General features: G+C 52.9%; 20 protein-coding genes and 1 pseudogene. 11 read left to right on the top strand and 10 right to left on the bottom strand.

The features are described 5' to 3' along the window. Positions 1 to 273: 273 nt before the first annotated feature. Positions 274 to 1,638 (bottom strand): Cdc6/Cdc18 family protein, encoded by a 1,365-nt coding sequence (locus tag BSG17_RS23185; RefSeq protein ID WP_170864934.1) that lies wholly within the window; start codon positions 1,636 to 1,638, stop codon positions 274 to 276. A 1,088-nt stretch (positions 1,639 to 2,726) separates the two neighbouring features. Between BSG17_RS23185 and BSG17_RS28805 the strand changes: the two genes are divergently transcribed. From BSG17_RS28805 to BSG17_RS23155, 3 genes are all read left to right on the top strand, one after another. Further along, positions 2,727 to 3,098 (top strand): cyclophilin-like fold protein, encoded by a 372-nt coding sequence (locus BSG17_RS28805; RefSeq protein WP_089827758.1) that lies wholly within the window; start codon positions 2,727 to 2,729, stop codon positions 3,096 to 3,098. Between the two features lie 1,912 nt (positions 3,099 to 5,010). Next, positions 5,011 to 5,424, top strand: coding sequence for a TRAM domain-containing protein (locus BSG17_RS23165; RefSeq protein ID WP_089827756.1), 414 nt, complete (start codon positions 5,011 to 5,013; stop codon positions 5,422 to 5,424). A gap of 1,120 nt (positions 5,425 to 6,544) precedes the next feature. Beyond that, positions 6,545 to 6,880 (top strand): hypothetical protein, encoded by a 336-nt coding sequence (locus BSG17_RS23155; RefSeq protein WP_089827754.1) that lies wholly within the window; start codon positions 6,545 to 6,547, stop codon positions 6,878 to 6,880. Between the two features lie 111 nt (positions 6,881 to 6,991). Here the strand turns inward: BSG17_RS23155 and BSG17_RS23150 are convergent, their stop codons facing one another. The 3 genes from BSG17_RS23150 to BSG17_RS23140 all read right to left on the bottom strand — a co-directional run bounded on the left by BSG17_RS23150 (position 6,992) and on the right by BSG17_RS23140 (position 8,853). Continuing rightward, positions 6,992 to 7,210 (bottom strand): hypothetical protein, encoded by a 219-nt coding sequence (locus BSG17_RS23150; RefSeq protein WP_089827753.1) that lies wholly within the window; start codon positions 7,208 to 7,210, stop codon positions 6,992 to 6,994. A 129-nt stretch (positions 7,211 to 7,339) separates the two neighbouring features. After that, positions 7,340 to 7,540, bottom strand: a complete 201-nt coding sequence (locus BSG17_RS23145) for a DUF7835 family putative zinc beta-ribbon protein (protein ID WP_089827752.1) — start codon at positions 7,538 to 7,540, stop codon at positions 7,340 to 7,342. 578 nt (positions 7,541 to 8,118) lie between these two features. Beyond that, positions 8,119 to 8,853 carry a hypothetical protein gene (locus BSG17_RS23140; RefSeq protein ID WP_089827751.1) on the bottom strand — a complete coding sequence of 245 codons (735 nt, stop codon included), beginning with the start codon at positions 8,851 to 8,853 and terminating at the stop codon, positions 8,119 to 8,121. 301 nt (positions 8,854 to 9,154) lie between these two features. On the opposite strand from BSG17_RS23140, the gene BSG17_RS23135 reads away from it, so the two are divergent. Further along, positions 9,155 to 9,442, top strand: a complete 288-nt coding sequence (locus BSG17_RS23135) for a MarR family transcriptional regulator (protein WP_244531688.1) — start codon at positions 9,155 to 9,157, stop codon at positions 9,440 to 9,442. A 49-nt stretch (positions 9,443 to 9,491) separates the two neighbouring features. On the opposite strand, the gene BSG17_RS23130 is transcribed toward BSG17_RS23135, so the two are convergent. Continuing rightward, on the bottom strand, positions 9,492 to 9,725 hold the full coding sequence (locus BSG17_RS23130; protein WP_089827750.1) for a response regulator of citrate/malate metabolism: 234 nt from the start codon (positions 9,723 to 9,725) through the stop codon (positions 9,492 to 9,494). A 171-nt stretch (positions 9,726 to 9,896) separates the two neighbouring features. On the opposite strand from BSG17_RS23130, the gene BSG17_RS23125 reads away from it, so the two are divergent. The 4 genes from BSG17_RS23125 (at position 9,897) to BSG17_RS26470 (ending at position 12,342) form a co-directional block, all read left to right on the top strand. Further along, positions 9,897 to 10,202: a hypothetical protein gene (locus BSG17_RS23125; RefSeq protein ID WP_089827749.1), complete on the top strand. Its 306-nt coding sequence runs from the start codon at positions 9,897 to 9,899 to the stop codon at positions 10,200 to 10,202. Continuing rightward, the gene (locus BSG17_RS23120) at positions 10,199 to 10,396 is read left to right on the top strand and encodes a hypothetical protein (RefSeq protein WP_089827748.1); all 198 of its coding nucleotides are present in this window, start codon (positions 10,199 to 10,201) and stop codon (positions 10,394 to 10,396) included. Before BSG17_RS23125 ends, BSG17_RS23120 begins: the two co-directional genes overlap by 4 nt. Positions 10,397 to 10,958: 562 nt before the next feature. Next, on the top strand, positions 10,959 to 11,513 hold the full coding sequence (locus BSG17_RS23115) for a hypothetical protein (protein WP_089827747.1): 555 nt from the start codon (positions 10,959 to 10,961) through the stop codon (positions 11,511 to 11,513). A gap of 7 nt (positions 11,514 to 11,520) precedes the next feature. After that, positions 11,521 to 12,342, top strand: coding sequence for an Ntn hydrolase family protein (locus BSG17_RS26470; RefSeq protein WP_139246779.1), 822 nt, complete (start codon positions 11,521 to 11,523; stop codon positions 12,340 to 12,342). A 553-nt stretch (positions 12,343 to 12,895) separates the two neighbouring features. On the opposite strand, the gene BSG17_RS26465 is transcribed toward BSG17_RS26470, so the two are convergent. Continuing rightward, positions 12,896 to 13,177 (bottom strand): hypothetical protein, encoded by a 282-nt coding sequence (locus BSG17_RS26465; protein ID WP_139246778.1) that lies wholly within the window; start codon positions 13,175 to 13,177, stop codon positions 12,896 to 12,898. A gap of 282 nt (positions 13,178 to 13,459) precedes the next feature. Here BSG17_RS26465 and BSG17_RS23110 point away from each other — a divergent pair, with 282 nt between their 5' ends. Then, positions 13,460 to 13,915: a hypothetical protein gene (locus tag BSG17_RS23110; RefSeq protein ID WP_139246777.1), complete on the top strand. Its 456-nt coding sequence runs from the start codon at positions 13,460 to 13,462 to the stop codon at positions 13,913 to 13,915. A 386-nt stretch (positions 13,916 to 14,301) separates the two neighbouring features. On the opposite strand, the gene BSG17_RS27360 is transcribed toward BSG17_RS23110, so the two are convergent. Next, a complete protein-coding gene (locus BSG17_RS27360; RefSeq protein ID WP_170864933.1) occupies positions 14,302 to 14,460 on the bottom strand; it encodes a hypothetical protein in 159 nt (52 codons plus the stop codon). A gap of 116 nt (positions 14,461 to 14,576) precedes the next feature. On the opposite strand from BSG17_RS27360, the gene BSG17_RS27355 reads away from it, so the two are divergent. Both BSG17_RS27355 and BSG17_RS23100 read left to right on the top strand, forming a co-directional pair. Beyond that, positions 14,577 to 15,155, top strand: coding sequence for a hypothetical protein (locus BSG17_RS27355; protein WP_170864932.1), 579 nt, complete (start codon positions 14,577 to 14,579; stop codon positions 15,153 to 15,155). A 102-nt stretch (positions 15,156 to 15,257) separates the two neighbouring features. Next, complete coding sequence (locus tag BSG17_RS23100; RefSeq protein ID WP_139246776.1) at positions 15,258 to 15,509, top strand: hypothetical protein; 252 nt, start codon at positions 15,258 to 15,260, stop codon at positions 15,507 to 15,509. 24 nt (positions 15,510 to 15,533) lie between these two features. Here BSG17_RS23100 and BSG17_RS23095 read toward each other — a convergent pair whose 3' ends face one another. The 3 genes and pseudogenes from BSG17_RS23095 to BSG17_RS23085 all read right to left on the bottom strand — a co-directional run bounded on the left by BSG17_RS23095 (position 15,534) and on the right by BSG17_RS23085 (position 19,649). Beyond that, positions 15,534 to 16,262, bottom strand: a complete 729-nt coding sequence (locus tag BSG17_RS23095; protein ID WP_089827743.1) for a hypothetical protein — start codon at positions 16,260 to 16,262, stop codon at positions 15,534 to 15,536. Further along, positions 16,259 to 18,793: pseudogene (locus tag BSG17_RS23090) on the bottom strand (Eco57I restriction-modification methylase domain-containing protein); the annotation flags it as partial. The gene BSG17_RS23095 and the pseudogene BSG17_RS23090, both read right to left, overlap by 4 nt. Positions 18,794 to 18,824: 31 nt before the next feature. Beyond that, a complete protein-coding gene (locus tag BSG17_RS23085) occupies positions 18,825 to 19,649 on the bottom strand; it encodes an IS5 family transposase (protein WP_089827775.1) in 825 nt (274 codons plus the stop codon). Positions 19,650 to 19,725 lie beyond the last annotated feature (76 nt).

Here is a 19,725-nt window from a genome sequence, read left to right as displayed (position 1 = left end):
GTTTTGTGCTCACTCGGTGTTATCAGCCACTAACAAAACGGCGCCATTTGCAAAGTGAGCCCCGTTTGCAATATGAGCTCACCCCCTTTTTTCAGAAATAACGAAGTGGCAAGACCCCGTTTGCAATATGAGCTAATCCCACTTGTCTCGGCTCTGAGAGAGGTATCAGAGCCCCGTTTGCAATATGAGCTAATCCCGCTTTTTCAGAAATAACGAAGTGGCAAGACCCCGTTTGCAATATGAGCTAATCATAAGTGGAAACGAGTACACAGTTCAAAAATCCTTGAGATTGTTTCGGACAACACTTCGAATGAGTTCCTCATCGTCCAATGCTTCGCGGAATCGGTCGTCCTTGTCGACGAGCGTCTCAACCATGACATCAGCGGGAAGATTGTGGAATATGTACTCCCCAAACACCCCTCGCTCGTTACCTCGACCCTTTCGATTAACTTCGATAACCTCGTAGGTACCTAACTCCCGCATCCACCGCAAATAGCTGTGTTTCGACCGCCGTTCAATATTCTGGTAGTCAGTAAACCACTTATAAAGCGTGTGCGCGACTGGGGCAGGTGCCGACCGATCGCTGAGAAATTCGGAACGGCTGAGTTGTTCTTGACCGTATTTGTTTACAACGGCGGCAGCAAAGAGTGAAACCTGCTTCTGGAAGGAGACATTTTCGATGACATCAACGACATAGTTCTTCTCAACCTGGTTTTTTGCTTCCTCAACGTGGTTGGTGGTAACCGTTCGCTCCTCGCGACGGTTAGCGATGTTCCCTGCTTCCCGAAGCAGATCAATTGCAAATCGGGCATCTCCTTCACCTTGAGCAGCGACAGCAGCAGTATACGGAATGACATCGTCCACAAGTGTATCCTCGTAAAACGCGTCTTGCCGGTGTTTGAGGATTTCTCGGAGTTCAGTCGCGTTGTAATCAGCGAACGCGACTTCGGTAGGGTTGAACGTACTGGCCGTTCGTGAGTTAAGCCCGTTCATCAAACTGTTCGGACTGTTAGTCGTGACAATGAGGGTGAATGAGCTGTCCATCTTCCCGATTCGTTTGGCCCGCGAAAGTTTGTAGAGGATATCCGAGAACGCAGGTGCCTCGTTTTTGTTTCGACTATCGCCAACGAGAAGATCCAATTCATCGAGAATGACGATTCCGATGTCGAGGTGTTCATCGACAATTTCGAAGAGGCGGTCGTATCGAGAACTCGTCGATACGCCTGTTTTCGAGGTAAGTTCTAGGCCGAGTAACTGTTCAAACTCATGGGTGATTTGGTGAATAGCTTCATGTTCAGATTTCTTATGTTTCCCATTTACTTCGACGAATTCCATCTTCACATCGCGCTTCTGGCCAATTTTGATTGCTTTCGTTGCGACAGTGCCAGCAATAAGCGTTTTTCCGGTACCAGATGGACCTCGGAGCAGCATATCCTCGGGCTGATCGCCGTGAAGCGCCGGTTTGACGATATTGATAACTTTGTTAAGTTGTTCGTCTCGGCCGACAATGCGGTCCTCGTCGACGATAGTGTCCGGCTCGATGAGATCCTTGTCTTTGAAGACGGTGTGGTACTCACTCGAGAGTTGCTCAGTGATAGAAAGTTGGCTTGAGTCTTGGTGGTCCGAGTCTTCCGCCATGATGATGCAGCTGTTTGATCTCATATTGCAATAACCTTTTGGACCATCTGCAAAAAGAGTGGAGTAGACGATGTTAGATAGTTCGGTCAGCCTGGTCGGATAGAAAGGGAGATTTATCGATCGCCTCCTTCACCCTCTCCCCCCTTTTGCAAAATGAGCCGGAGCACGAGACGGAAGCCGTTAGTGCCGAATACCAGGCAAATTAAGCGATCTCCGAGAATTCTCGGTTGAGAGAGTAGTATTCGCGGTTGGTCATAAGAATACATTATTATAGAAAGATTTATACTGATATCAGATTAACCAAATCCGCACGGTAGTTATAGTTGCGTATCATCTACAAGAATTGATTGTTTCACATTTTGTCTCCTGAATTCTCTCACACCTCTTCTATGGAGTCACAACTCATATTGCAAACGGGGGGAGGGACGCCAACTATCCCGTTCACGGTCACGTTACAATCGTTTGTAGACAGTGGCTACTGCTCAATCTCTACTTGATTGTTCTAGAACATGCTCATATTGCAAACGGGGGTCTCCTATCTTCTGAACCGAGATTGGATTCCCCCGGCGCTTGCCTTGATTACTGGTAGCACAGGAGCTCGTTGTTTCACCTGCTCTCTCATTTTGCAAACGGAGTGGGTCAACGGGGACTCAACCTTGTTTCGAACTCACTTTGCAAACGGGGTCTCTGTGAACAATCTCAAGATGGAGCCTTGAAGTACTTCAGTCTCGACACTCATCCCGGAAATTGCCTGACACCGAGGGCTGACCGGTCTAGGAACAACCTCGATGACACAGTAGCAGCAATTGACGCTAGCAGACTGTTCATCAAGAATGCCGATAGCTCGATTGTAAACCAGAGATATCACTCCAAGTATTGTCTCGATGCGCGTCTTGATGCTCTTGAGCTATCGACAATCTGTGTAGACGGGACCTGATCGCGTGGCATGCATCAAGAGGAAGTACTCACTTGCCCCATCCTTCCCATCTCCCGTCTACAGACCACTCCATTGTCCTGGAATTCCGATCGCAGAGTGATCCAATTCGAACCCATGGTGGATTCTTGTGTCTAGGCCCCGATGTCATGGTATGGCAGACCTCCGTCTTACCGTTGGGTCACAGGTACTGACCGCAGATTGGACTGACTCAAACTCGACTACCCGTAGTGCGATTGCTGAGGCACTGCCGATCACAGGAGAGGCCGCTCGGTGGGGTGACGAACTCTATTTCAGCACCGAGGTTGACGTTGCTGCCGAAGAGACTCAAACGGCAGTCCCCGTGGGGACACTCGCATACTGGCCACAGGGGAATGCACTCTGTCTCTTTTGGGGACCCACTCCGGCAAGTCATGACGATGAGCCGCGTGCAGCGTCCCCGGTAACCGTTATCGCTACCGTGAGCGATATCGACCCTCTGAGGCGACTCGAAGGTGGGGCGACTGTCTCTCTCGAGCATGCCTGAGCGATCCGCATCAAAGTGCAAGATGCGTCGAAGAAAGCAAAAGCCAACAGTGCAGTCCTTACTCGACAAGGAGTTTACCAATTCGTCCATACCGAGCAGCATCGTACTCACGGAGGTCGTATCGATTCGCGCCGGAGCGAACGGTGTACGTATCGATGACCTCAATCTCGGCTAAGAATCCGAGTACTCGGGCGAGCATATTCGGGTGAATGTCGGGGTCGTCGAGTCCCTCGTACAGTTGTCGACTAGTTGGATAGGCTCGAGAACTCGCCTCAAGTGCGGTTTGTACTTCTTCGTGGTGTACGGAGAGCACAGTGTGTACTTGTGGGTGTTCATCTTCCAGCAATTGGAGCTGCTCGACAAGCGATGTGTGGGCGGTCATAGCCGGTTTGCTACTTACCGCGCTTTGGCTAACGACGAATAAAAGCGCTACTATCGGTCTGAACGAATCTCTCTTAGCCAGGTCACCGTTACACGCTAGAGCCAGTCTATCGCACTGTCGCTACTTGTCCCGGAGAACTCGTGAATAGACAACAGGATCACCTGTGATAACTGGCCGTCTCGCAGCCCTCAGGGGCGGACAAACACTACAGCGCGAGGTGCTACCCACCAAGAGTGGAACCGACCCCAACATGTGATAAGGATTCACGGAAGTGGTGAGACTTTCTGAACGTGTAATAAGTGAGGAGTATAGATGTTCCACGAGTAATCGTGGAGAGGGCTCGTCGGCAAGTATGTTGTGTGGATTGATATTAATTACAAGAATGTCTCATAACAAGGTTGGGGCACTCACTCTCTGTCAAGTAATCCAAGCGATTATACTTGACGTGCCTGCCTTCAGATCGTCGCCGACTGCTCAAGTGGCTAACTCTCTCCTCTCCCCAGCCATACTCGGCGGCGAGTGGGTCCTACCGTGGTCTAGCCGAATTGAACGCCGTTCTACACCCGTGTTGAGAATATGCCCGATTATCGTACTGCCGCGTACTGCCCTACAGATCCTGTCAGAACCGGGTTTACAACGGCAACATGGGGTGTAGTCTGGTTCTCGATTTTCCACAATCTACCCGTCCTGAGGGTTCGTGTGGGCCATCGAAGATCCGACGCTCCATGCTTACCCGTCGTCGGCTGGCCCGTGATACTTCGATTTGGTACTGCCGTCTTCTCGCCACTGCCGGTACTCGTAGTCGTTGCCGTTGATCACAATAACCCAAATACAGATTTTCACAGACATTCATTTTTTTATTACTTTTCAACCATTCGAATAAATAAATATAGTGACAAGTATTATTGTCTGGAAGTGCGTGACTACTTCTCATGGGAGATGGGACGATCTATCGCGGCAGTGATGGAGAGTACTACGGGGATGTAGACCTCTGGGAGTGATTCGAATCCGGGGTGTGGACACCACAGTGTTGGAACACCGAGACCGGGAGAGAGTGGGTCGAAACAGAAGACAACGAGGTCCTCTGTCTTACGCCGATCGCACGCCGCAACGTCGCCGAGGAGACACACCTCGAACGTGTCTGTGACGGTATCCGTGTTGTTGCCGGTCAGTCGATCCGCCGGTAACCAGAGCGTGGTTCTCCGGCGTCGTTTTTGGCGCACACTCCCGGTTGTAGCGTATCTACCCGTCTGCGGTCGCTACGTTCGACTGGCCCGAGACCTTGTCACGTTTACTTGGATTCCAGCAGTGGCTCGTTGGCTGCCGTCGCTGTGCATCGACGTGATGCCGATTAACCAACACACTCGATTTCGTTGGTTAATGGGTGTCGATCACACAGCCGAAGTGGTCATCTCGGTTCTTACAGCCCCCGTTCCCGGTTGTAGACGTCTCTCTCTCGAGTGGCAGTTCGCGACGTCTTCGACGCACACCGTTATACGCGAGTCTCTCAAACGGGTGAGCACTACACCGATGGTCGATATTGCTGACTCACTGCAGTGTCTGTTTGCTGCGTCTGTGACCGAACAAGCGGAATCGTACCGCATCGAGATTCCACGCGAGGAGGTCGAGCACGGCGAACTCGATGTCGGCGAGTTCTATCGTGTTGGCGTGCTCACGCACACCGCCGCGTCGTCGCCGAGCGAGTCTCCGGACGCAGCCCCGAACGCGGCGCCACAGGAGCCGCAGGCGCCGCCTGTTGACGAGGGTGAGGTCCGCGAGGTAACAATCGAAACGCTCGGCGAGGAAGGCGACGGCATCGCGAAGGTCGAACGCGGATACATCGTCATCGTCGACGGCGGTCAGCTTGGCGAGACAGTCGAGGTGGACATTCATGCTGTCCGCGAGAACGTTGCCTTCGCCGAGATCGTCGCCGACGACTCGTAGCGCTCGGTCGACGGAGTCAATTTTCACGTCCACGTGACCCTCCGAGCAGACAAGCCTCTAGGTGCGTGAAAATCTCTGCCTGAAGGTTTGATTGAGAGGGTGATGGAATCACCCCGCCCCACCGTGTCAATACGCCGGTTTCGTCGTCGTTCTGCGTGCCCGGTCACTCGCCAACTCCGGAATTATCGCCACGAATTGGGATGGGTGAGCGCCTCTGACGTGCGGCTTCTCCCACGCGACAAGTGTGCGCAGTTGTGGGCCGCATCTGAAAATATAGGGTGACTCAAATATGTTCTTATCGGTTTAAAACCAGCAATACTGTGGTTATTTGTGTTCTTTGTTTCTGACACCACTCGAAAGATTGCCCAAATACAACAATTCTGTGTGGTGACTCGATGTGTACTCGCACTGAAGGCTCACTGCGTGGGGTCGAGACGAAGTGCCGGCCGCCAGGGGGAGTGGCTGGCGGCCGGCGATGGTTCGGAGTGGCCACGACCGACGAGAAAAGCGCCGATCGTGTCGTGATTCCAGGGCCGAGAGACCTGGTGTGCGTCGATGGACGCACAGACGGATGTGATAGCCTGTACGTTATCAATCTGTTCCACGCCACTTTTCGACAAGATCTGCTGTCCCGGTGTCCGTTGTGGTTGTCTCCGGCAGTGATGAGGCCTCTCACGATGATGGTCAGCGCGACTCTCGAGGCACGGTGGTTAATTGGTTTATTGTTCCCCCAGGCGACTTACGCGCCGTTGTCCCGCATCTCGTACACTGAACTACCAGCGATGGAGTGATGGGACGGGAGAAATGGGGTGAGTGCCTCTGACAGTTGCTGTTTTGCCCCGTCATGACGTATTGTCTTCATGTATATGAGACTACTGGTTTATTACCGCCCGAAATATTCTTGATATCGATTACATCGCGCGCTTCCAGGACTGCCAGCGTGTTTTCTCCCACGTGGAAGGGTTCGTCCGATGTGGTGGCTGTGACCCAGTACGTCCACTGCAGAGACCGCATGCTGAACGGAGGGGTGGGCACGGGTCGCTCGGTCGCGCGACCACTGCGGATCCCAGAGCGATGCCGTCACCGACTCTTTTAGGTTCCATCTCGAAGACGTTCCACTATGACCGAGCAACTGCTTAATGAGGTCGTCGGCGACGGCGACCACTCATTCGCCGATAGTGAGTACATTCGAGACTGGTTCATCGACGTCGGTCGTGAGTACGTCGCCAACGCAGACGACCCGACGACCGAGCAGGTCGCAACCCTCGTTGAACACTTCGAGGACACAGCGCCTGCAGACATCGACGACGAGACACTCGCGCTGCTGTGGACGATGGGGAGTATCCTCCGGTGGATGCTCGACGAGCTCCCGCTACAGGGCGAGACGACCGACCCCGAGTGGTTGCGCCAGCGGTTGCAACTCTGGAGTGGAACAGTGGGAGACGAGTCGCAGTAGTGACGGTGGCACGCTACTGTGTCTAGCGACGCTGCACAGTGGATTCGTCACTCTTCGTTGGGGTCGCACTCGTTCGCGTTAGGCGCTCACGACACGTGGCGGCTACGGCTGTCACTTCGTAATCCGGAGGCCGGTGCCGGTCTCGTAGAGATACCCCTTCAACAGCAGCTGTTCAAGGAGCGCTTCGGCCTCGGAGTGCTCGACGTCGCCGGCACTGATCCAGTCAATCGCTGTGTCGTGCGTGAATGGCTCGTCTGTTGTAACCGCCTGTTCAATCTGTTCGAAGGCTGTTTGTTGTGTTGGGGTCAATCGGGTCGACGAATGCCGCATGACGAGTCTATCGTGTCTCAGCTGCTGTGACTGTTGGGGTTAGATACAGCCGTCGGTCCAGAAGTGCTGGGTCGCCGCCCTCTCCATGAATGTGATTCAAAAAGGGTACGCTGTGCGTCAGTGCCTGTCTTAGGCGTTGTTCATCCGCAGCGTCGTCTCGGTTTGACATTCCATGCAGGTCGCCACGCGATACGGCTCGCGGGAGTACTCTGCGTTGTTCGGCTTTGAGCTCTCTTTGCGGAGCTCCACCCGGACCTTGTGGAGCGTCTCGCGTGCGCATTCCGAGCATGCTTCTGTGACTCCATCGAGGTCGGATGGTTTGGTTGCCATAGCATTCTGTTGGAGTCGCGGAGACCGAATAAAGAGAGAACTCCGTCTCGAATCGTTTCACTCTGTTCCAGATGCTTTTCAGCCCTTAATCGCACGACGGCGATGACTTCTAACCCTGAAACGCATCGCGCATTGACGAAGGGGTTCACTGGTCTCTAACTCCGTTAGTGGGTCGAACCGTGTTGCAAAACGGGGGAGGGAAGGGATGAGTGGGTGAGTGCCTCTGACGGGTTGGCTTGGTCCCCGACGTGAAGTTATTGCTCGTAGGCATATTTACTGATTGGTTCATTATCGACATGATTGAAACGACTCGTGGTTACGTCGAGTGCTTTGCAGGGCTGTCGGTGCGTTCGATCTCACGTGGTCGAGATTCTCGGTGATACTCGGCCGTCGTCTCATCACACCCGTTGTGATAGCCTCCGACCGACCGAACGGCTCAAACTCGTTTCATCCACCACTACTACTCCTACAACAACCGAGGGGTTCCCGAGTGCTGCTGCTAGTAGTACCGTGCATCCCCGCGTGGTGTGTCAGTGACCTATCGTGTTGGTAGTGGTGATTCGGCGGGTATCACGCCCTCACTGTCGCCACCACATCACAACGTCTGTGATACTGCGTGTGTCCTCGTTCGTCGCCGACTCGAGGTCCGCGACCGCTTGCTCGGTGAAGACGACGCGTTTGGTGCCGCGGCGTTTCACGAGCTTCGTCTCGTCTTTGCCAAAGCGGTTGAGGAACTCCATCACTCTTGAGACGGTCTCCGTGTGGGGACTCTCGCCGTCCTTCGAGCGCAGGACGGTGCTGATGGTACTCGAATCGATTGTGTAGCCCGCCGGGACCTTTGTCGCGTAGTCGCTGATGCCCTTCGCGATGTAGCGAGCCCGCTTTTCGTTGGACGTGAGTTCCTGGACGGCGTCTTTCGAGAAGGCGACGACCTGCTGGAGCGGCGAGAGTGACGTCACGTCGTCCTCGCTCGTGGCGATGTCGTCGGTGGTCAACTCGTGGAACTGCTGTTGGAGTCGCTTGCGGTGTTCGTGGGCCGACTCGTAGTTCGTTTCGAGTTTGCGCACGCGGGCGGTGTACTCGGCGAGGTCTACGTGGTGGGACTCAATCGTCTCGGCCTGGTCGTCGACGGTCGCTTCGAGCTGGTCGGTTTCGGCTTCGAGGGTGTCGACGCGCTCTTCGAGTTGTTGATTCTCGGTTTCGAGTTCGTCGACGCGGGCTTCGAGTTCGTCGTTTTTCGTTTCGAGGGCGTCGAGGCGGGACTTGAGCGTCTCGAGTTCGTCGGCGAAGGCCGGACTCGTGGTCGCGCTCATTTGTGGCGTTCCGTGAACTTCTCAAATTTGGCAGCCGATGCGATCTGTCGGTCGGGGCATTCAATACCCCGCGAAATGATTGCTGACATGCTTCCGTACCTGGTTTACGGAGGCCACAGCGGGCCGGTGTTCCAGCACCTGGGTCCGCTTGATTCTGGATCCGACAATCAGTCAGATCCGTCTGTAGCTTCCGTTGGATCTCATTAGAAGGAGGGCGGTAATAAGTCTTGACGACGAACGTAGTTTTGTAGAGACTACGAATGTGGTTAGAACCAAGACACACCGAGGTCACTTTTTACGAATGACAGGCCACATCAAGGAGATGGTTGAGCGTGTATCGTGGATGTCTCCAATTGATTACGAGATTCTACTGTTTTTCGAGACCCACGATATCCTCGTGTCTCCAAAGGTTCTCTCAGTAAACATCGGGTATGACCGACAGTACACGAGTAAACGATGCCGCGTGCTGATGGACGCAGGTATCTTGGAAAAAGACGAATCTGAGCTATATGGCCTGAGTGACTCTGGTCGGGCATTCCTTGCCGGCGAGCTTGATGCTGAGGTTCTGGAACGGGATGAGAACCCATAGTCAGAAGAAGCAACCTTACTTCTCCTACTGAAGGTTCGTCGAAATCTAGCTACTCCTCTCGCCACCACACGACAGCGCGAGCCCCGACATTCATTTTCCCAACTCTGTCCTCTTCGTGGAGTGCTTGGAGCTTCTGCCGGGCGGCCTCCCCAGAGCATCCGATTGACTCGGCAACCTGCTTTGCCGTCAAGACCGGAGTGTCAGCCTCGGAGAGCACTTCGAGAACTCGCTGTGGTGTAATCTGCGTCGAGTAGCGTCCTTGGTTGTCCCGTTCACGGTCCATACAGTACACTTGAACCCGTGTCGGATAACCCTATTGTCTGGTGGCAAGTGGAAACCTTTTTCACCTATTGGTTCGTAACAATTGGTAAGGAAGACGGGTCCCTCTTGGGCGTGAGAATGCCCGCGTGCTGTAACACGCGGGACCGGTCTTCTGATGGATTGGAGAAGACCAATGTCAACTACGAAAGCCGTCCCACAAGAGCGTACCGCATCGTTAGCTAGCCATCTCACCACTGCCCTCGCCCATTCGTTCACCCTCGGCGTCGACGCCACGGGGTCGACGCATCACTATTACCGTCCCGCCGACGCCGTCGTCATCTTCGACGGGCGCACGCTTGATCACTACCAGCCGCTCGATGGCCGCCCGCTTCGCGACTGGCGGGAGTTCGTCGCCCAGGAGCGTGGGTGGGACTCGACCGGGCAGCTCGCACAGCTCGGCCTGCAGGTTGATGCAGAGCGCAAGGAGGCCCACGCATGAGCGCACGCGAAGAATTAGAGATGCATCTGTCACAGGCGCTGTCGCGAACGGAGGATGCGGCGGTGCAGGCGCATCTGCACGCAGCGCTGGAGTCCACGGAGGCATTGCCGCCGACGCCGCTCGTTGAGTGTCCTGTGTGTGGGAAAGTCGGGTTGCCGGAGCGGATTGCGATGCACGAGTGTCAGCTCGGATAGCCTCTATACACCAACCATTGATATCAGGATAGGGAATATAGTAGAAGCCCCTAAGGGGCAGGGGAAATGCGGGCTGGCCCAGAACGGGCCAGCCCCTTGTGTAGACCGAGCGTCGTCGTTCGCCGGAACGCTGGTGTGACCGCGAGAGAGCGGCTGATGGGCCGGTCGTCGTTTCAACTCGAGGCCGCGTCTCGATACCCCCTCGCCCAGCGTTGTCGCTGCGGCATATCTGTCGGGGCTAAGAAAGGGGTTAGAAATCGCGGTACGGGGGTCGGATAGGCTCGTCTTCCGGTGGGGTCGGCTTCGAGTATTTCTGGTGCGAATATCACAACCGAACACTGACGTGATGAGACTCATAAGTTGGTAATTGGTGAGTCCTGACTGAATTCTGAAAATACTATATACGTGAACCTCTTTTCAGTCTCTATGCCAACTTGTCCTCGTTGTAAACCAGGGATGGACACTGAGCGGTTCTTAAAGAGTACACAAACAGGTGGGTCAAATGATTTGAAACTAAAGGTCTGTGATGAATGCGGCAACACGTACTTAGCTGACGAATAGTATGAATCTTCCCGATGTCGATGAAGAAACTGTCCTTAGTTTTGAGTCCGTTGAGGATGGTCTCGACGAAATTAAGCATGTCTTCGAACGAGAGCAATCGAGGACAACAGCTCTCGAAAGAAAACTGAGCGGCCTACTGGCCCTCAACGCAATTATCATCTCTGTGGTGAGTACGGCGACATGGTTCTCTATCTGGTCCAAGCTTTTAATTGTCGGAATCTCACTTGGATCCGCTGCTCAAGGGCTACGAACGCTACGGGCATTTGAGTATGAACGTCCACTTGAGAAGCCTGAAAATATCTTCTCATACTTCTCGTTGAACTCAAAAATGTTCAGCTATGAGATATTCAAATTGTATTTGGTAAGCGTCAAGCACAACCGTAGTGTTAACGACACACGATACGAGATGTATCAAACTTCACTCATTCTGATTTTAGTCGCTATCGTTGCCTTGGTTTTCTTATCCTTTGGTGAATACTTTGTATCCGCATTTGCTGCACCCAAAGCATCAAGCGAAGCTGTAAACAAAAGCTACATGTTCGACATGTTCCAATAGGAAAGTAGTGACAGTCTGTATTGCCTTATTATGCGAAGACCGGCAAAGTGCTGTGATTGGTTCTGATAGGATGGTCACAGACACTGAGATTCCTATTGAATTTGAGTCCAGTCGACCGAAGTTTAGTGGCTACGGCAACGAGGATGTGCAGGTGTTATTCAGTTCTGCTGGAGATGCACTAATCCCAGATAGAATAGAGAAGCACCTGAAGACAAATCAAGAGGACCTCCGCTCGGTACAACATGCGGCGACTGTTGTGAGGGACAAGTACGTCAGAATCAAGCAAGAAAAGTTTGAAGACGCGATTCTGAGACCGAGAGGAATCAGCCTCAGCCAGTTCTACCGAGAGGGACTACACAATTCTGGCCGAGGCAAAGAGTGGGACCGATTATTCTCACAGCACAGTTTGAACTTGGATATCATGATTACAGGCGTGGGTCCAAGCGGTGCAAGAACATTTCGAGTAAGTGATAGCGACGAGATTGGTGGGTTGGTAGAATCGTTCGATGGACTTGGATTTGATGCTGTGGGAACTGGTGCGAGCTTGGCTCGTGATACGCTTACTGGGAGATATTCAGAAGGACTACAAATCAGCGAAGCTCTGTATGTCGTCTATGCAGCTCTAAGAAACGCGTCACAAGCACCCGGTGTCGGACGGGAGTTCGATATCGCTAAGATTCATACTGGCTCGAGCGCTGCAGAATCAGGTGGTCTACGCTCTACTAGAATCTCAGATGAAACGCTGGCGAAATTAGAAAAAGTCTATGACGAGAATGAAATAGATGTGTCTGCACCTGCGGAGTTAAACGAAAGAATTGATTTAGAATAATCGATCCTCAGGAGCAGTCTCCTTAGATGGCTGTTTAGCCGGCTCTTGACCAGAGCGATCTGGTAGATCGAACTCACCACGTGCATCTGCTTCCAGCAGTTCACTAAGGCTGCGTTCATTCGTGTCGTAGCCATCAAACCCTTTCATCGCATAAACCGTTAAACGTGCAAACTATTAAGCTTTGATGCCTGTCAATTTAGCCAATATGTTGCATCTTTCCGCCCACATTCAATACACAAAATACACGTTCTTGTGTGTTAATCTTGCCATACATATGTGGTTGTCGGGAAGTTGCAGAATCTGCGATATAGGATAATTCATACACATGATGACTAGAGATACGCGTCCCAGTGATAGCGACAAAAGATGATTATTTGTCTTATCTCTGACTCGATCTGACGAGAGAATTGTCTGCAAAGTAAGATACCTTTCTGTGCGGGATCGTCCCTTCTCGCACGCGTGGGCGAAACTGGTCCCGACTAAGTGCTCGATGACCTGTGCATCTCCGGTTTCACGTTTGTATAGAAGAAGAGAGCCGGAACGCTGAAACAGATCACGAGATGCGGTTCCAGACACGTTGGCTACTTTTTCCTATTGCGAGTGTCGCACCGAATGAAAACGCAAATGTGCCGACGAAGCCGGCAGGTCCTTTAGTCTGAGCAAGATCCGCAAAGTCGGCCAGCATCCCTGTTGGCCGAATGATTTCAACCCCGAATAGGGGCGCAGATTCTAAGGCTATCTCTGCCAGAATCGGGTAATCAAAGGCTGTCCCCACCACAACCAGTATCAGTACGAGAGACAGTACTGCCCCTCCTACTCCCTTGCCAGATACCATGACCGAACATTCAATTCAGTTATAATAAGCTCTTTGCCAATAGGAGAGCAACTCCCTGGGAACTAACGTCCCTATTTGCACGGGCTGGACGAATCAACCGCGACTTTCCTCGCGGTCGACGAGAGAAAACGGATAGAATATTTGGAAATTAGCCTCTTTGGAGTGTTAATTGTGTTGTTAATCTCGATTTCGGTACATACAATAGCTCATTGATTCAATGGTCTGATGAAACTCATGCTTACGCTGATTGGGTTAGTTCTAACATTTCTGGGTGGTGCAGTAGTGCTTCTCCCCGACATGCCTCAGCTGTACAATCTACTGCATCATGTCCCGCCTTTCTGTACGGTCGAGAAGGCCGAGAAGCGACTATACGATCAGGGTGAAGAACTCACTGAAGGGGACGTAGGTTTCGGGAAGATGGTGACCACAATCATGGAGAGTTCCCAGCCGTATGACAGTACGAGCGAATATGGCTCATTTCGTGAATACGGAGCAGATTTTTCGTCTTCGAATGGGACGGTGCACGTTGATTTTGAGGAATGCAAGGTGTTTAGAATTGAGAAACAGGGGGATGAATTCCTGAGTGATTCTGACTTTTCGGTTTGGATGGTGCCAAAGAAGAGGATGGAGTCGCTTGAATCGGTTCTCGACGTTGACGAAGGTCAGGACCCTGTAATTCGAACAGAGATTCCGAATGGGCGCTTTCCAGAGGCAGTGCGTGAATACAAACGAGTATAGTGCATACTTGGGGAATGGTATTGTTGGTGGCAGGCTTTGTGGTTGGCCTTCTGGGTCAGCTTGTCTGAGACTTCTGCCTCGATATTGGCGCAGAAATCCTGGGAGAGTCGGAATCCAGTTTACCGGGGTCGAAGTAAGGATACTTTCGGCTAAAACCCACTTAGACATCTCAGCGTGTCGCTGTTTGTGTTATTCGAAGTGTCAGAAGCGATGTCAACCGAACAGAGGGGGGACAGCCACCACTCTTTCAATTGCGTGTGTTTGTGTAGGAGCACGTTGGATGGAGGGTCCTCTGTGCGTACACGTCCATACTCGCACAGAATGGGCGAATCAACGTTTGAGAACAACGAGATTTGCTTGTCAGAAAACTGGATGGCTAGACAGTTTCACGGCCGCTTGGGTATCTCGCTCCGAGTCTTCTTCACCTGCTTGGCATACTCGGTAGCGTAATCTGATTGTTTGCGAATCATCAGACGAGCGTCTTCCATCTGCTCGTCCAGAAACTTAGTCACAGTCTCCTCGGATTCTGGACTGTCCTGTCCCATACCAAATAATCATATCTATACCAACATATAGATTTCGTGCCAAGACGAGGTTATCGATGACTAGTTGCACGTTTGTATAGAAGCGTGCAGTCCGCTGACTTACTCCGAAGATTGCTATGAGTGAGTCCGATATATGGTTCTGCGGGAAAGCGTTTCGAGTAGTGGTATCACAAACGCTCTTGGCTGCTGGATTGGGTGGTATCGTTGGGGCCTTCGGGACATACGCTGTGCGATTACTCCGCCATCGGCAACGAGAACGAACACAGCAAGCGAGGCTCCGACGGGCGCTCATCGCAGAGATGGCGACCATGACAGGGCTGACTCGAGACCGAGACAAGATCTCGCCCAAAGAACTCCCAACAAGTCATATTGTGTCGACGGTTGTCTTCGAGAATAACTCGGACAAGATCGGGCTGCTAACGGAGTCGGAAACTGAAGCGCTTATTCAGTTCTATAGCTACGCGCATCTTGTCCGTACCCAACTTGACTATTCGCGGTCATTACTGTTTGAAGCGAACCATCCTGAACATTTGGACTTTTCACACTTCCATGATAATATCAAGAAGCTTGAAGCACTCTGGGAAGCTACCTTGAAAGAATTACTCGCCAACTCCAGCGAGATGAACGAGGTAGAACTCCCGAATGGAGATGGTGTAATTAGTCCACACAAAGGTACGTCATCGACCGACTCGTAAGTGACCAAGATAGTTCTCTCCGACAATTCGTTCACTCGAGCGCAACCTGACAGACCCGGATACTTTATCCAAGAGACTACCACAACTTCACTCAACGAATTCATGACTGAGACACCAACACAACTCACAGACTGGGACGGAGCCCTTGGGCCGCAAAGCGACGCCGAACCGCTGTTCTACGAACTCAAAGTCGACGCCAAAACCGTTCGCCTCGTTGGACCGTCGCCAGGACAAAGCTACCAGTACGACCGCGACGAATTCGAAGCGCTGGTTGCTGACGGTGAGTGGCTCCTCGCGAACGACGATTGGGAAAACGAGGTCTATGTGACTGAAGCGGGCGAACAGCCGTACTAAATCGCCTCACTCGTCGTCCCACAATCAACGCACGTGCTGCTCAAGATTTCGCGCGGCAAAAGCAGGAACCAGCGTATCGGATAGCTTCCGTCGCTGCTCAGGTCTGGACATCCTTGGGTTGCCTTCGATGGTCCCCTGTCGCTGTGCATTGGCTTTCAAAACCGCGGCAAGGTCGATTTTCGGACGCTCACCGATGATCTCCCCGGTGGCGAGATGCTTCGACCAGAGTGTCCACCGGAGTCCATCGGTTCCGATGCCGACCAGATACTCGTGCTCTTGGTCGCGCAGTACCCGACAGAACGTGTCTGACTGGAGGTACTGTTTCACGTCCGCTGTGGCGTGTTGCTTTGCGCCGTCGACCTGCTCGTTGTTTGCTGCCTTCGCCTCCACCAGACATACTACGGAGTCGCCGACGTGTTCTAGTTTGTAGTCGGGGCGCTTTGGTTCGACGTTGCGGTATTCCGAGGGCTGCCTGACGAAATGCGGGTTCCCACTCTCGTACTCTTTGGACATCGGATTCCAGTATCCGAGGCCATGTAACACTGGTTCGATGAGATACTGCTCGGTAAAATCCTCCGGCTGTTGCCGAACTCGCGGCCCACTCAGCGTCTTCGTCCCCGTCAACATACGTCGGAGTTCGCCGGGCTCACCGAGGTCTCGAAACTTCTCCGGGAACGGCGAGAGTTGTTGGCGCACTCGTTCGGCGATGACGGAATCCGGCTCAAGGCTGGAAAGCCCTCTCTTCTCGTTCATTCCCCCACTGTCTCTTCGACTATCTTGATTTCCTCCTCACTCAGCTCGTACAGCTCATAGACGATTTCGTCGATGAGGGCGTCGGTGCGCTCAATCTTCGCCTCTAGTTCCTCGGCTCGCTCAACGGTCGCCATGTAATCCGCTAGGCCTGCCTCGACATCGGCGATCTTCGGCAAGGTGAGCTTCCGAAGTCGGTCAATCAATGAGTTGGTCTTTGTCGCAGTCTCGCGGAAGCCAGCGAATCCTCCTGCCTCGTCGACGGCGACAGGGACGAATGCCTCAATCAGGTCTGCCTCGGCAGCTGTGAGATCTGTAATCCGGAGTGCTGGTAAGGCATCAGTTTCAGTGTAGCCCCATTGGTCGGTTACGTAAGCAGTCTCGTTATCTGGCTTGTAGCGTGCAGTCAGCTGTATTTCGACGGTCGAATCAGATTCTCGAGCGACCGCAGCGCGACCAACGCGGAGGTTTGGCTTCTGTTCTGTTGTCTCTTGGAGAATCGAGTCTGCAGCGTTCTTTGGCGGCTGTGTGAACCCGATATCCGCAAGGGTAGCACCATCTTCGTAGTTCCCAAGATGGTCAGGGAGTGAGAGATTGAGATTGGTATGTTTCGTGTTCAACTTCATCATCTCACGACCGAGGTCAGCGAGTAAATCGTGCCCAAATCGATCTGAGGCTTCGATTCTCTCGCGAACCGATTCAACAACCTCATTCATCTGCATCTCTGCGCGGATGCCTGCGAGTCCGGTCTGGTGGAGGCTGTCGTAGGTCTCGTCGTCCACTTCTGAATCGATGTCCTCGATCGTTGGTATGGGGAGTTCGTTAATGTGGCCAGGAACGACGCTTAGATCGTCAGAAAGATTGACCCCGTAGAACCACTCCATAAGGGTTGAATTGACTACCGAAAGCGGGTAGTACATATCATCGTAGGCTTTTGACTCGTCGGTGATTTCGGGAATCCCCGCTCGGTCCACGTGAGCCACATCTTGGATGTTAACGCATGGGATTAGTGTGGAGAAGCAGTAGTAGCCTTCTTCATCGCTTACTGCCATTAACCCGCTTCCACTAATCTTCCGGAAGACGAGCTTATCACTCTCAAAGAGCTCTTCGAACATCGAATTGTACAGCTCCGATTTTTCATAGATGATGTATTCTTGTGGGTCTCGCAACTGATAACGACCCATAATATCTTTTCCTCGAATCATCGGCTCCGCGCGTGGATCTGAGGACTCCTCAACGACAAATTGCTCTGTTTTCTCCTTTGTTCCCGTCCTGAGTCCCCAATTTGTATAGAAAATGTCGTCGAATCTGATAGACTGGTCTCGAACACGTTCCGTCAGTCGGAAGTCGGCCACTGAACGACCGAGTCGGAACGAATTGTCTCCATTACCAACGATGGCATCGTGACTGAGCTCAGCTGCCTCAACGGTATTTGCTGTGTCGAGCGACCGAATCTCAATCGCTTCACTAGTCGCTTCACTCCGCTGTAATACCGGAATAAGGTTCGAGACAGAAACACCTTTGAACACGTCACGGTCTCGAAGATCCAAGATTGAGAGCATCTCGGTCTCTTCCAAGATCAGATTGCGCAAGGGCTCACCGTACGGTGTACTTGTGAACTTGTCTGGGATGATATACGAGAATGTACCACCTTCGCGTGTTAGTTCGATTCCTAATTGGGAAAAGACGACATACAAATCGAACTTCATGTGTGCGGTTTCATACACTCCACGAAGATACTCAACGTAGTCCTCGGGAAGCGTATCGCCATAGATACGCACGTACGGTGGGTTTCCGATTACTGCATCGAAGCCGGCATCCGGTTGTTTTCCACCTTCATCCCCGAAAAAGACTTCCGGGAACTCTAGCTCCCAATGGAAGAAGTCCTCCTTGGTAGCTACCGTCTGCGCTGTCGCGAACCAGTTTCGTTTGCGAATTTCATTCCATTCATCTGGGTCCTCGATTGCACCAGCCATCTTCTCGTACGACCCATCCGGTATGTTCACACCAAACCGCTCCGCTGTGTGCACGTTTGCCAATTCAAACAGACGCCCATAGAGCGGATCATCGCGGATCTCTTCATACAACTCTTCCATCGACTTGATATCCTCCAACCCGTCGTTATCGATGGCAAGCAGATCTTCCATCAAGTCCATTACGTGCTCCAGCGTACGCTGGCGCACTCGAGCCGCTGCCTGCATGAGCGTTAGCTGTCCGCCGTCGTCGTCGACGTCGTCGGAAAGCACCTCGGTGATCTCCGACCCGACCAGCGAGTTCCCAGCCTTGAGGTGGTGGTCCAAGAACGCCAGCGGCTTGTCCGCCGCCAACGTCTCGAGCCACATCGAGAGCTTCGCTAACTCAACGGCCATGCCGTTCACGTCTACGCCGTAGATACACTCCTTGGCGATTTGTCGACGAAGATCCTGCTCGTCGTAACTCTGGATTTCCTGTTCACGGACCACCTCCATCACTTGCTCAGTCAGATAGCCCGTAGCTTTTGTGAGGAAATGTCCCGACCCCATAGCTGGATCAAGTGCTGTGTTGAATAGGGGTACGGCGTCGGGATCAGAGCGGATCACAGAGTTGTTCGATGTTGATGATGGCGAACATCAGGACGATTTCACGGAACTCTCGATACCAGGTTTGCGCTCGCACGGCATCGCCGAGCGAGCGCTTCACGGACGAATACGACGTTTCAGCCATCCAACGCTGGGTGTAGCCACGTTCTCGAATGAGCGCGTTGTTGCTGACCGCGTTCGCAGACGATCCACGGTAGTGAATCAACGGTTCCACGCTGAGGCTGTAGAACTCGTATTCAGAGTGCCAATCCTGGAAACCGTTATCGGCAGCGACCGTCTGCAGGTCGTCCGCGTTCCGGCGGACGACCTGCGGCCCTGATTTCGTATCATGCGGCCACTGCGCGTGGCACTGCACGTCAAGAACAGCGAGTGACACTGTATCGGTCAATGTCGTTACTTTCATCGTCTCAACCGTCTGGTTCGACCGATCGAGATAATGCGCAGAGGCGTGGCCTCGATCGAAAAACGTGCTGTCGAGAGCGGCGAATCCAGACTGCGGGTGTTGCTGCGCTGAAACGCGCAGCAACGCCCGCCACACCCACATCTTGAACCGATCGAACGACTTGTTCAGCGTCGTGTAATCTGGGACGTCGCTCCTGTTCAACTCAAGGACGTCCCGTATGTCACCCATGTACTTCAGCCGATTTACGGTTTCTCGGAAGCTATGCTCCTCTTCGAGCCGAAACCCATGAATAACGACGTGCTTCCAGCGGGCGAACCCGCCGGTGGCGGGCTCGCCCGCGTGCTTTCCCAAGGCTTGTTTGGCTAGGCGCTTGAACCACTCAACGAAGTCGAGGAGATCGACTTCCACCATACCCGACCTCCTCGGCTTCATCCTTACTGATTTGACGGTCTATCCCGACGCCGTACCCCTATTCAACACAGCA

Origin of the sequence: Halogranum amylolyticum (assembly GCF_900110465.1) — an archaeon.
GTDB lineage: Archaea > Halobacteriota > Halobacteria > Halobacteriales > Haloferacaceae > Halogranum > Halogranum amylolyticum.
This window is presented reverse-complemented; position numbering and strand designations above follow the sequence as displayed.